Origin of the sequence: uncultured Microbulbifer sp. (assembly GCF_947489355.1) — a bacterium.
Lineage (GTDB): Bacteria > Pseudomonadota > Gammaproteobacteria > Pseudomonadales > Cellvibrionaceae > Microbulbifer.
Genome location: NZ_CANLDD010000082.1, coordinates 1 through 10,305, shown reverse-complemented (window position 1 = coordinate 10,305; position 10,305 = coordinate 1). Strand labels below are relative to the sequence as shown.

18 protein-coding genes are annotated in these 10,305 nt (G+C 47.8%); 2 read left to right on the top strand and 16 right to left on the bottom strand.

Features of this window, described 5'->3' with window-relative positions; all coding sequences use genetic code 11:
* Positions 1 to 80: 80 nt before the first annotated feature.
* From Q1A48_RS19620 to Q1A48_RS19575, 10 genes are all read right to left on the bottom strand, one after another.
* Complete coding sequence (locus Q1A48_RS19620; RefSeq protein WP_299948316.1) at positions 81 to 473, bottom strand: HNH endonuclease; 393 nt, start codon at positions 471 to 473, stop codon at positions 81 to 83.
* Positions 473 to 685, bottom strand: coding sequence for a holin (locus tag Q1A48_RS19615; protein ID WP_299948315.1), 213 nt, complete (start codon positions 683 to 685; stop codon positions 473 to 475). The genes Q1A48_RS19620 and Q1A48_RS19615 overlap by 1 nt, the downstream gene beginning before the upstream one ends.
* On the bottom strand, positions 682 to 1,191 hold the full coding sequence (locus Q1A48_RS19610; protein ID WP_299948313.1) for a hypothetical protein: 510 nt from the start codon (positions 1,189 to 1,191) through the stop codon (positions 682 to 684). The genes Q1A48_RS19615 and Q1A48_RS19610 overlap by 4 nt, the downstream gene beginning before the upstream one ends.
* Positions 1,192 to 1,307: 116 nt before the next feature.
* Entirely contained in the window at positions 1,308 to 2,117 is an 810-nt protein-coding gene (locus tag Q1A48_RS19605; protein ID WP_299948311.1) for an HNH endonuclease, read from the bottom strand.
* A 275-nt stretch (positions 2,118 to 2,392) separates the two neighbouring features.
* Positions 2,393 to 2,536 carry a hypothetical protein gene (locus Q1A48_RS19600; RefSeq protein ID WP_299948309.1) on the bottom strand — a complete coding sequence of 48 codons (144 nt, stop codon included), beginning with the start codon at positions 2,534 to 2,536 and terminating at the stop codon, positions 2,393 to 2,395.
* A 260-nt stretch (positions 2,537 to 2,796) separates the two neighbouring features.
* The gene (locus Q1A48_RS19595) at positions 2,797 to 3,216 is read right to left on the bottom strand and encodes a hypothetical protein (RefSeq protein WP_299948308.1); all 420 of its coding nucleotides are present in this window, start codon (positions 3,214 to 3,216) and stop codon (positions 2,797 to 2,799) included.
* Between the two features lie 255 nt (positions 3,217 to 3,471).
* Positions 3,472 to 3,957: a hypothetical protein gene (locus tag Q1A48_RS19590; protein WP_299948307.1), complete on the bottom strand. Its 486-nt coding sequence runs from the start codon at positions 3,955 to 3,957 to the stop codon at positions 3,472 to 3,474.
* A 209-nt stretch (positions 3,958 to 4,166) separates the two neighbouring features.
* Positions 4,167 to 4,517, bottom strand: coding sequence for a DUF2200 domain-containing protein (locus Q1A48_RS19585; protein ID WP_299948306.1), 351 nt, complete (start codon positions 4,515 to 4,517; stop codon positions 4,167 to 4,169).
* Positions 4,518 to 4,625: 108 nt separating this feature from the next.
* Positions 4,626 to 5,033, bottom strand: coding sequence for a hypothetical protein (locus Q1A48_RS19580; RefSeq protein WP_299948304.1), 408 nt, complete (start codon positions 5,031 to 5,033; stop codon positions 4,626 to 4,628).
* Between the two features lie 103 nt (positions 5,034 to 5,136).
* Positions 5,137 to 5,514 carry a D-Ala-D-Ala carboxypeptidase family metallohydrolase gene (locus Q1A48_RS19575; protein WP_299948303.1) on the bottom strand — a complete coding sequence of 126 codons (378 nt, stop codon included), beginning with the start codon at positions 5,512 to 5,514 and terminating at the stop codon, positions 5,137 to 5,139.
* A 184-nt stretch (positions 5,515 to 5,698) separates the two neighbouring features.
* On the opposite strand from Q1A48_RS19575, the gene Q1A48_RS19570 reads away from it, so the two are divergent.
* Complete coding sequence (locus tag Q1A48_RS19570) at positions 5,699 to 6,088, top strand: DUF6632 domain-containing protein (RefSeq protein ID WP_299948301.1); 390 nt, start codon at positions 5,699 to 5,701, stop codon at positions 6,086 to 6,088.
* 696 nt (positions 6,089 to 6,784) lie between these two features.
* On the top strand, positions 6,785 to 7,036 hold the full coding sequence (locus Q1A48_RS19565) for a hexameric tyrosine-coordinated heme protein (protein WP_299948299.1): 252 nt from the start codon (positions 6,785 to 6,787) through the stop codon (positions 7,034 to 7,036).
* A gap of 218 nt (positions 7,037 to 7,254) precedes the next feature.
* Here the strand turns inward: Q1A48_RS19565 and Q1A48_RS19560 are convergent, their stop codons facing one another.
* From Q1A48_RS19560 to Q1A48_RS19535, 6 genes are all read right to left on the bottom strand, one after another.
* Positions 7,255 to 7,644 carry a hypothetical protein gene (locus tag Q1A48_RS19560; RefSeq protein WP_299948297.1) on the bottom strand — a complete coding sequence of 130 codons (390 nt, stop codon included), beginning with the start codon at positions 7,642 to 7,644 and terminating at the stop codon, positions 7,255 to 7,257.
* A 61-nt stretch (positions 7,645 to 7,705) separates the two neighbouring features.
* On the bottom strand, positions 7,706 to 8,083 hold the full coding sequence (locus Q1A48_RS19555) for a hypothetical protein (protein ID WP_299948295.1): 378 nt from the start codon (positions 8,081 to 8,083) through the stop codon (positions 7,706 to 7,708).
* A gap of 144 nt (positions 8,084 to 8,227) precedes the next feature.
* Positions 8,228 to 8,440, bottom strand: a complete 213-nt coding sequence (locus Q1A48_RS19550) for a holin (protein ID WP_299948293.1) — start codon at positions 8,438 to 8,440, stop codon at positions 8,228 to 8,230.
* Positions 8,437 to 8,814, bottom strand: a complete 378-nt coding sequence (locus Q1A48_RS19545) for a 3TM-type holin (protein WP_299948291.1) — start codon at positions 8,812 to 8,814, stop codon at positions 8,437 to 8,439. Before Q1A48_RS19545 ends, Q1A48_RS19550 begins: the two co-directional genes overlap by 4 nt.
* A 122-nt stretch (positions 8,815 to 8,936) precedes the next feature.
* The gene (locus Q1A48_RS19540) at positions 8,937 to 9,704 is read right to left on the bottom strand and encodes a hypothetical protein (protein WP_299948289.1); all 768 of its coding nucleotides are present in this window, start codon (positions 9,702 to 9,704) and stop codon (positions 8,937 to 8,939) included.
* Positions 9,705 to 9,804: 100 nt separating this feature from the next.
* Complete coding sequence (locus Q1A48_RS19535; protein ID WP_299948287.1) at positions 9,805 to 10,131, bottom strand: hypothetical protein; 327 nt, start codon at positions 10,129 to 10,131, stop codon at positions 9,805 to 9,807.
* Between the last annotated feature and the right edge of the window lie 174 nt (positions 10,132 to 10,305).

Here is a 10,305-nt window from a genome sequence, read left to right as displayed (position 1 = left end):
TATCTCCCTGCCATTCCAATATCACCTAAAAATGCCCAAGTGGGTTTTTTCGATTTAATTCAACGCGCATAAAAATTGACTTAGGGCGGCGGTGTTGGTGACGAAGGGCTGTGGGGATTTGACCCACCCCTCCCTCTTGCACCGCCACCTTCCTGCGCGGTCTTGGTCAGGTGACAGGGCTTGCACAGCAGCTGAAGGTTGTCCATGTCATCCGTGCCGCCCTGTGACTTGGGTTTGATGTGATCTACATGGGTTCCAGCAACAGCCAGACCCTTGAGCAAACAAAGCTGACAAAGCCCTTTGTCTCGTCTGATCACCGGCTGGCGCAGCTTCCTCCAAGGTGCGCCATACCCGCGCCGGGTATCTGAACCTTTCTGCCTCTGCCAACTTTCCCAGCGGTTTTGGGCCTGGGGACATTTCCCGGCATGCACCCGCCGGCAGCGTGCGCAGTAGCGCTTTGCCCTTGCTGGCATCACTGCCTCTCTGTCTGCTTTTCCTGCAACTTCAGACGCTGGTGGTTGTAATACCAGTTCACTACAAAGGAGGCGATGGCCACCAGCGCACAGATAAAGCCAATGGGGTTTTGAACAAACAGACTGTAGATACCGCCGATAGCGCCCACTGTTACTGTGGTGGCATGACTGGCCTTTTCCGCTAACTCTCGCACAAGGTCATGAGTGGTCATGGCTTCACCATCGCCTGTGTCTTTTCTTTGCTGCCCTGGCTGGAGCCAAACCAGAATTGCAGAATCATGGGGATGGCTCCGGTAATCACGCCCAGCATCAGGGTGCCGGTCTTCTCAATGGCCGGAGTCAAGGTGATCTCACCGGAGAACAGGGCGAAGGTCAGTGCGAAGTAGCCACCGATAAAGACAAATGACAACGCCATCTGTGCCGTCAGGCCACCCTTGATCCCCATCTCACGTGCGCTCTTGCGGTCCTCCACTTCGAGCCGGAAAACGTCAATATCCAGCTCGCGCATCTTGAGCTTGAACTGGTTGTCGAGGTTGCGAAGCTCAAGCAACTTCTCGGGGCTCGCATTCAGCACCAACTCCGCAATATCCTGCTCTCGCGCTTCCGTATCTCCCAGGAAGTGGTCGGCGAGGAACTTGACTGCCGTTCCCCCAACAGGGCCACCCAAGGCAGCGCCCAGAGTTGGGGCCACGCTTTTAACTATCGCTTTCCAGTCCATTAGTAGCTCCAGGTTGTGAGACCTGGGGAAGTAGCTTTCTCCAGGCATAAAAAAACCGGCTCAGTGGCCGGTTTTTTTATTTAGATGTCAAATGTTGCAGCAAGCGCAACATATCCTTATTTGTTAGAAGTATTTTTAAGCAATACTTCCAGTTCGCTAATTGACAATGTTTTTCCCTTTCTCCTGTGAACTACAGAGTGGCAATTTGCACACAAAGGAATTAAATCTGTTTCCGGGTCTATTTTTCTAGGAGATTCAAACTCCGACACAGGAGTGATATGATGTATATGAATGTAGCCTTCTGCATATTCACCATAGAACTCACCAAAATTAAAATCGCAAGCGGCACAAGAGGCGCCATGAATGGCAATTGCTTGCTTTCTATATTTGGGATCACGCTCATATGTGGTTACGAAGCGAGTCGATGCTTTACCCTCGCTAGACGATTCGAGTGTATTTTCAGTGTCGTTAAGCTCGACATCTGGGCTGTATATTTGTTTAGGCTCAGATATTTGGTTCAGGTCAGCATGAGAAATTATACGGTCATACGTAGCTTGATCGATGACACGAACACCATATCTCCAATAGTTCGATTTTTTTGATTCAGGGATTGCTTCGAGATACCCATTTTCATTTTTTGCTAGAACCGCTTCTTTAAACGGGGTGAAGTCAATAATGGTAGCAAAGAGGTCTCCTTTGCTACTTCTTTTGTCAGGGTAGATTTTTCCGATTCTCGCAGTTGCAAAATAATGAGGAGCATCAGATAGCCGGCCAGCGGAAAAATCCTTATTTAATATTCTTCCTTTGTAATAAATTAGGCTAGAGCCAGGCTGAAGGTCTTTTAAATACCTTTTTGGAAAATGATAAAGAACTCCGGTTTCGTCTTCCCAGATAGATTCATCATTCTCCGTAATCACTATATGCACAATACTTCCTTATACTTCTAACGCTTCAAACAGGGGCGCACGCTAGTGCGTCCCGCCAGAAGAGCCTTGCTTCTTTGACTTGTTACATGAGGTCTCTCTCATTAAATATGAGTCTGATTTTCTCGATTCTTCCATTTGAACACTCAAATGCTTGAGACATTAATGTGGACTTACTGCCTTTTCTAAATCTATAGATAATGCAGGCTGAGTTCGAGGCTTCAAACTCTTGCAAAATTTCATACTCACAAGGTTCCCAAAGTGATTCTTTTAGTGAGTCAATGTAGTCCTTGGCTTTTTTTGCTTTTGAAGAAAGGCCCTTCAAAATCAAGATCCTCTGAAAAAATATCATTCAGATTATCAAATCTTTGTGTTTCGAAGAATATTTCTAGATATTTTTTAGCGAGCTTTAAAGCTTCCATTACATACTCACATAACATTATATATAGTGATCACCGTGACCACTATTATCCTGATTGCTGTCTCGAAATCAATTCTGCGCCAACTCTCAACAATCCGCATTAAGGTCAGGTAGTTACACAAACATGGTACAATCGTACAAAATGCGATCATTCCCTCCAAGCGTAAAAAAACCGGCTCAGAGGCCGGTTTAGGTAGTTGAATAAGAGCGTCTAGCGGAAGGCCGTAGCATACTGCTTGCGATTGTTAGGCTTGACCGAGCCTAGGCGCCTCTACTCCTTTTGAAGGCTGACACGAGGAGGAGCAAACCAAAACCAATAAACATTGGGCTCATACCAAGTGACATAAACCCGCCAGTATATTCTTCCTGCCTTTCTATAAAGCTGTTGTATAAGACCCAAATAACTATCCCAACACCAATTCCTAGCGAAGCGAGACCAATGAGAGCTTGCGGGATACCAAAGATAAACCCCAGTAGCTTGATTGGCCAAGAACGAGTTTTCAAACTTCTTAGGTAGCTTCCAAAATCTACCCAACTAAGGATTAAAACTGGCACCCCGACAAAAATGAAGGCACCAATAAAAATACCAGCCCATAACTCAGTTTCGCTTGCTCCTATAAGTTTACAAAGTATGAAAACAAAAAGGATGCTGAGGACAAATTGGATTACTGGCTTCTTCATTCTTTACCCGCCTAACATTTATATACTGATCACAGTGACCAATATCTCCTTGATCACTACCTCAGAGCTTATCTAATATTATCGGATAGTGGAATTTCTGCCCTAAAATCACATAGCCGCCAACTATAACTACTTGGACATTTTCGTCAAATGACAAAATCCTTGCTCAACTGATAAAATTGGTGTGTCCTGCTCTGGATCAGCTCATGAATTTGTGCCTGTAATGCTGATGGGTACGGTAACCGGCTTTGCAGGTTACGAGCCCACCCCCACAAAGCTGCTCACCATGGCCCCCTGGGAGGCGATAGCGATCTCACCTGAGTCCCAGCACTCGGCCAGACGGCAGGCAATGTCGTGAAGCTCTGGCTCACCACACTCCATAAGTTCCGCCGTATTGCGGCACAGCTTCAGCAGAAAGGCCTGGGCATAATCTCGTGCCGTGATGCGCCCCTCTATAAACAAATTCATTTGAGTAGTGATGATCAGCAGCAGAAAGCGCCTACTGTGGTCCTCGGGACAGTTACCCAGACCACTGCTATCCGCCTCAGCGTGGCAGCGATAACAAAGGTGTGCAGCCATGGCATCGTGGGGCTTGATCCCCCGGCCCTTGCCGTAGCTGTGGCTGCGCTGTCCCTGGTAATGAGCAGCTACAGTGGTGCCCTCGTTATTACCACAGCGGACGCAATCACGGCCTTTGGCCAGCCTCAGTAGTTTCGGGATGCGGGTGGGGTGCAGGTTCACTTTGTCTCCCTAGGTATCTCCAACCAGAATACTTAGCCCTTCCATACGCCCGCCCTTCAGTAGCTCCATTTGTGGAACCTGGGGAAGTAGCTTTCTCCAGGCGTAAAAAAACCGGCTCAGGGGCCGGCTTGGGTCGTTGCACGGTGGTGTGGGGAGAGCGGGCTAGAAACCCGCCTTTGCCCGATTAGTACATTGAATCCTGCGCCTATTCATGACCGCAAAATTTTTTCCATAGATTTTCCCTTGGCAAGCTCATCAATCAATTTGTCGAGGTATCGAATCTTGCGCATCAGTGGATCTTCGACCTCTTCAACACGCACTCCACATACAACCCCCTTGATGAGAGGTACGTTGGGATTAATTTTCGGCGCCTTGGCAAAGAATGTGGCTAAGTCATACCCGCCGCCAATCTGCTTTGTCAGACCATCAGAGTCATAACCTGTCAGCCAACAAATGATTTGGAAGACTTCGTCTTCCGTTCTGTTCTTCTTCTCAGCCTTTTGGACATAGAGAGAATAGATTTTTGAGAATTCCATAGAGAAAATTTTGTGATCGGACATCTCTTTATCTCCTGAGCGTGCTAACGCCGCCAACACGGGCCGAAATGGAGCAGCGAAGCCGCGAAATGGAGGTCCAGCCAGCTTTGCTGGCGGTGGTTGATGGCCTTGCTAGGCGCCGTTTTTGATAATGGACTTGAATAGCTCAACATACTCTTTAGTTGCTGGTGCGCCATAGCCTGGTTCTATTGCACCGCACTCACCTAGATATTGAATATATAGAATTACTATTGCCTCTTCACCTACTTTATAGGGCGACTTCCACTCCCCTTCGGTGCGAATCATGTAGCAAGCTCCTTTTGGAGCTGAGCCCTTAAGCGTTTCAATAGTTTCGCTGTCTATTCGATATGAGTGGTACTGGCCTTGTGCAGATTCATTCGTGATTTTCTTGACGTGAAAAATAACAACTCCGTACGCTTTGCCAATGTGACCTACAATATCTCGTTTGTACCAATCAGGTATTTCGGCATAAGTCGATGCTGAAGCAATCAAGAGCAATGTGGTGGCTAGTATCTTCATGTTCGTAGCGCCTAACATTTATATACTGCTCGCCGTGACCACTATTATCCTGATTACTGTCTCGAAAGCAATCCTGTGCCACTCCCTTCATACGCTCTCCCCCTCAATAACTCCAGACAGTAGGCCGGGTACGCTCGCCCGGTATTGGCTCAAGATCATCCATGTGCAGGAACCGGCCCTTGTGCGCGCCCTTCTGCTTTACGCCAATGCCAGTGAACCCTTCCTCCAGCGCGATCCCCAGCAGCTCATAGGCACCCCCACCAGAAACTGATACATCAACAGCCTGCCGTGTAGTGTGTGTCATGGTAGAGCCGATCCGGGCGCAGTGGGCCGGACAGCGGTAACCGGAGGTGATCACCATTGGCTTGTTGAAGCGCTCCCTGACCCTGATCAATCGGCGCAGCGTGTCATTCGAGAAGTGGAGTTTCCCGCAACAACGGCAGGACAGCTCATCTTCTGTGAAGTAATCGTTATCAAACATTGGATTTACCAGAAACGAAGAAGCCCGCACTGGACGGAGCTCAGAAATGGTTTAGGCTATGAATCTGCGCATCTATGGCAACATGGGATTTTTATACTGAAGTGGTACAAGGAAAGTTAATAATTTATCTACGTCCTGATTATGACAAAATCAAATAAAAGTGACTCGCACTCAGGAGTTAACCATGGATGACACTACTCGCGCCAAATACCTTTCTATCGCCCTGGTTACAACGGGTCTGATATATATCTTTGCCATATATCCGTTGATGGTATGGATATGGCCTTCAGGATGGGGCTGGGCACCAGCACAGCCGGAATACGAACAAATTATTGTTGGGTTCTATGCAACTTTGGGCGTATTCCTGATTATCGCCACTCGAAACATCGGTGCTTACATCGGTCTCATCTGGTTTACCGTCTGTTCAAACTTGGTGCATGCCACCATTATGCTGTTTCAGGTGCTAATCGATCGAACAGAACTAGCGAACCTGTTCGGAAATATCCCCGTCATGTATTTGATTGCAGGAATTCTCTGGTATCTGCTGCCCAAGCACAAAAAGTGCTCCTCTTGACGCACTAATTGTCCTGCTTTCGATACGAGTCTGCGCCAAGTCACTCTCGACTCAGAGACCTTACTGGAATCCCCAGCCAGTATTGAGGGAACCCCATGAGCTCAAAATCATCAGGGTGAACCACTACGTGGTTCAACCTGAAATCGTTATAGAGTACCCACCTGTTCCAGCGCCTGGCTATTGCAAAGCATCTGAGAGTTTCTTCCATAGGGGGCAGTGACTTCGGAGCAACCAGACGAATTACGAACACAAAAAAATCCGCAAAATAACGGGTTCTTAGCCGGAAATGTGCAAAATGGGCATGCTAGTGTTTGTACACCCTCTCAGGACAAAGTTGTCAACACCCTGTTAAGAAACGCTCCTGATAATCTTCTACGAGTTTAGCCACTGGGCCTAATGCCCCCCCTATCCAGGCGGCGTTGAAATCGCTTCCAGATCCTCACTCATTCCCGGTTCCACTCTGTCTTATTGCAGCCCAGGATTTCGCGAGCATGATTTAGGTTGACGGGCCTTCTGTTCACATCTCGAAGCGCACACGCGGTAATACAAAACAATGTCAACTGGCTGACCCGAGTTCTGTCGTGCGGTTCGCCCCATTGGTCAAACTCGGTCGCCAAGCATAGTAGTCACAGAGATGCTGTCTCCCCTGCTACTCTTTTGTCGAAACCCCAAGTACATCTAGTTAAGGAGCGTGCAATGAATCATTTGCCAGAAGAAGAGTTAACTATGATACCTGGCGGGAGTTTAATCACCGCTACCCCAGAAGAGGGAAGATCCTTAGCGATGATGATCGCTCGCCATACGATCCATAATATCCAACCAGACCTTGAAAAGCTTGTGGCTGGTCGTGAAAAATATGCAACTGCTCCAGACAGTCTAATAGCTGCAAGCCAAGTTGTAGCAATTGAATTTCAAACTATTGCAGCAGCTAACAACTACTGGAAGTGATAATTCAGCTTGCCCCTTACTGTAAAGTTTCTTCATTTAATAGAGAAGCTTCACTCCCAAACAAGAAAGTAGCTAGAATAAAAAGCCCCGCCGGGTTAACCAGGCGGGGCTTTCAAAGGGGGGGTATGGTCCCGCTGCGCATACTTCGCGACAGCTTACACAAAGTTAACCCATACGGACGTATGGTGTCAATACATACAGCCTGTTTTTAAATACAGTTATGCGGCATTCTGCGACAAAAAGAATGCTTCCACAGTTGCCTCAACAACTTGACACATTTTTTCAACCCATGGCTTTGACTTTTTGACCCCCCTGGCCACATCCTGCATTTCCCACCGGTAGTAATACCGCAACCAGAAAACCTCCCTCTCCAGCGCGGCCTTCCCCTTGTCCTGGCGCCTGGCTATCACATTCAGGTAAGCCAATACTGCGGCATCCGTAAGGGCTGCCCTCTCGTAATCTATCGGTACCGGGCCCTCCCTATGCCCTGAGATCATCCTTCGCCCAAATGCCGCCATACGGGGCCAGCTCACCGAGTCTCCCGCACGTTCAGGGTAGGCCCTGGACCACTCCCACAAGCGCTCGCGAATGCTGATTTCATTGACCATCTTTCCCCCTATCACGATCAACTAACGAATTGCCGGAATCTTCTCAGAAGCTCAACCTGGCTCACTCCAGCACCTCTGCAATCAGTACCCGGGTGTAGCCCTGGCCGCGCTTGGCCAGAGCCTGGGTGACTCGGCGCTTAACTACGCACTGGTTGTTGTCGTTCTCAATCAGGCCCAGGCCGTGGGGATTGGTCCGGCTGGGCTTTTCCAGCACATCGATCAGCAGCTTTGTACCACCCTGCAGGTTGTCATCGTCCAGTTCACCGGCAGAACCGCGCTCAATCTCGATATATACCTGTGCCAAAGGCTCATTGGGGCGGCGCTGACCGCTTCTCACCAGAGCTGCCGCTACTTCCATGGCCAGCTGCTTTTTCACTGCCCTGCGCTTTCTCCAGTGCATCCGCAACAACTGGTTATTGGATGGAGTGGCCTGGGGCAAGGTGAATTCCAGAGTGCGCATACCCACGTTGGGCGGCGGTGCCCCTCTGCTTCTGCCACCTCTCCCAGCCATTCTGGACCTGGGGACAGCAGCCTGGATGGATCTGCCTACAGCGCGAGCAGTAGCGCTTTGCCCTTGCTGGCATCACTGCCTCTCTGTCTGCTTTTCCTGCAACTTCAAGCGCCGGTGGCTGTAGTACCAGTTCACCACAAAGGAGGCCACTGCCACTACGGCACAGATAAAACCGATGGGGTTTTGAATAAACAGGCTGTAGACACTGCCGATAGCACCCGCGGTTACCGTAGTGGCGTGGCCAGCCTTCTCAGCCAACTCTCGCATCAGGTCGTGAACGGTCATGACTGTTTCCATGTCTTGATGGCTTTTTCAGCACTGCGGCCCACCACATAACCACCCAGGCCAATCTTTACGATTTCCAACAGTGCCAGTGTTTGTTCCTCGCTGAGGTTTGGTGCGGTCCATCCCAGCCAATGCGCCACCACGAGGCTGACAAAAGTCAGCATGGCAATAGGACGCCAGCAACGCTGAAGCCAACTCTCTCCGCCTGCTTCTGCGGTAATCACACTGGTCGCCGATTCCAGCTCCTTGAAATCCATCGCTATCAACTGACAGTCAATCTCGGCCTTGAGCCTGTTGGCCTCAGATTTGTCAGGAAACGCCTTGTCGATCGCCTTACCAATCAGACCGGAGATCGCAGAAATTGCACCTAACATCAGTAGCTCCAGATTGTGAGACCTGAGGAAGTAGCTTTCTCCAGGCGTAAAAAAACCGGCTCAGTGGCCGGTTTTATTATTTAGATTTAAATTTTGCAGTAAGCGCAACATATCCTTATTTGTTAGGCATTTTGCGCGACAACTCCATTTTTATCAATAAACTCAGAATGGTGTGCAAAGAAGATTTCACCTATTAACTCTGACGCTCTGGCTTCATAGACAATACCGGCAAGCTGCAAGCTTATTATACCAGCTTCGGATTTTTCTAGAGCCAATGCTGGGGCTCCACTAACACCACCCATATCATAGTTTTCTGGTGGAAACCCTCGACCGAATGTATCTCTCCAATATTTACGCTCAAGAGAGCAGCCAATATGCCTTGAGCTCACAGAGCTTACCGGGGTATTAAAACAATAGGTCCCGAATGAGAACGCGTGCCCTATTCTATGCTGCCTCTCAGCACCGGGAAAACCTGAAACGATAATAGCCTCACCTTCATTTGGCTTTGATGGTGGCCAGGTTAAGTTACCGCCACGCAATACATTTTTTCCTAACCTCGATATTTCTGGATCAGATATTTTAAAAGTGGCGATATCAATATCATTGTTTTGTGGAATGGAAATAAGGCGACTTTCCATTTCAAAGCCGATATTTGAAAGCTGACTTTCATCAGTTTGACCTGCCCCCTTAGCTTTTAGATATGAACGGTATACATGAGCAGCGGTAACGACAAATTTATCCGCGCCAGTATCTAGTATAAAAGCAGTGCCGTTATTTAGGATTTTCCAAGTTGACCCTCTTCTTTTTCCCCAAAAAATGGGAATCGAAAAGCTTGTAGCTATTTTTAGATATTCATTGAGGACTTGTTGGGATTCTGCTTCCATATTCATAGTTTGTTTTGATACCTAACGCCCGCTCACCTGGCATTTGTAGTTGCGCAAGCAACGGAAAATTGTTCCGGTGCAAGCATTGGTTATGCGAACTAAAAACTTATTTGCTCGCCTCTATTTCACTTTTACTTAAAAAAAAGTTTCTTGGCAAACCATCACTCCTATCATACGTTACATAGAATACCGGATCACTTTTTGAACCTTTGTATTTACTTAAATATGCATCAGTAATTTTTTCACAATATGGTTTTCGCCTCACAATTTCTATAGCTTTACGAATTAATTTTTCAAAAGGCCTTGTGTTCTCATCTATATATGGAACACCTTTTGCAACAGGGGATAATTTAGATAAGTAAGCAGGGGCGTTAGCGTAGACATCGCCTAATTCTTTTTTTTCAAGTTTATACGTGCCATCTTGAGGTTTCATTAAATAATATCTAATTCCTCTCCCTTTAAGGACTCTCATTGCAAGCCTTTGAAATTTCTCATCCGATCTATAACCGAAATATATACACTTTAAAGACCCCTAGATTCAACTTGTAAGTGCATATCTCAATGGAGCTAGAAAAAGCGGCCAGTTGCCCGTAGACTTCTCGCTTTT

What these genes read in the sequence shown, in the direction of transcription:
- Q1A48_RS19620 (WP_299948316.1), bottom strand. Translation starts at nt 473, where the DNA reads ATGCCAGCAAGGGCAAAGCGCTACTGCGCACGCTGCCGGCGGGTGCAT.
- Q1A48_RS19615 (WP_299948315.1), bottom strand. Translation starts at nt 685, where the DNA reads ATGACCACTCATGACCTTGTGCGAGAGTTAGCGGAAAAGGCCAGTCAT.
- Q1A48_RS19610 (WP_299948313.1), bottom strand. Translation starts at nt 1,191, where the DNA reads ATGGACTGGAAAGCGATAGTTAAAAGCGTGGCCCCAACTCTGGGCGCT.
- Q1A48_RS19600 (WP_299948309.1), bottom strand. Translation starts at nt 2,536, where the DNA reads ATGGAAGCTTTAAAGCTCGCTAAAAAATATCTAGAAATATTCTTCGAA.
- Q1A48_RS19595 (WP_299948308.1), bottom strand. Translation starts at nt 3,216, where the DNA reads ATGAAGAAGCCAGTAATCCAATTTGTCCTCAGCATCCTTTTTGTTTTC.
- Q1A48_RS19585 (WP_299948306.1), bottom strand. Translation starts at nt 4,517, where the DNA reads ATGTCCGATCACAAAATTTTCTCTATGGAATTCTCAAAAATCTATTCT.
- Q1A48_RS19580 (WP_299948304.1), bottom strand. Translation starts at nt 5,033, where the DNA reads ATGAAGATACTAGCCACCACATTGCTCTTGATTGCTTCAGCATCGACT.
- Q1A48_RS19575 (WP_299948303.1), bottom strand. Translation starts at nt 5,514, where the DNA reads ATGTTTGATAACGATTACTTCACAGAAGATGAGCTGTCCTGCCGTTGT.
- Q1A48_RS19570 (WP_299948301.1), top strand. Translation starts at nt 5,699, where the DNA reads ATGGATGACACTACTCGCGCCAAATACCTTTCTATCGCCCTGGTTACA.
- Q1A48_RS19565 (WP_299948299.1), top strand. Translation starts at nt 6,785, where the DNA reads ATGAATCATTTGCCAGAAGAAGAGTTAACTATGATACCTGGCGGGAGT.
- Q1A48_RS19560 (WP_299948297.1), bottom strand. Translation starts at nt 7,644, where the DNA reads ATGGTCAATGAAATCAGCATTCGCGAGCGCTTGTGGGAGTGGTCCAGG.
- Q1A48_RS19550 (WP_299948293.1), bottom strand. Translation starts at nt 8,440, where the DNA reads ATGACCGTTCACGACCTGATGCGAGAGTTGGCTGAGAAGGCTGGCCAC.
- Q1A48_RS19545 (WP_299948291.1), bottom strand. Translation starts at nt 8,814, where the DNA reads ATGTTAGGTGCAATTTCTGCGATCTCCGGTCTGATTGGTAAGGCGATC.
- Q1A48_RS19540 (WP_299948289.1), bottom strand. Translation starts at nt 9,704, where the DNA reads ATGAATATGGAAGCAGAATCCCAACAAGTCCTCAATGAATATCTAAAA.
- Q1A48_RS19535 (WP_299948287.1), bottom strand. Translation starts at nt 10,131, where the DNA reads ATGAAACCTCAAGATGGCACGTATAAACTTGAAAAAAAAGAATTAGGC.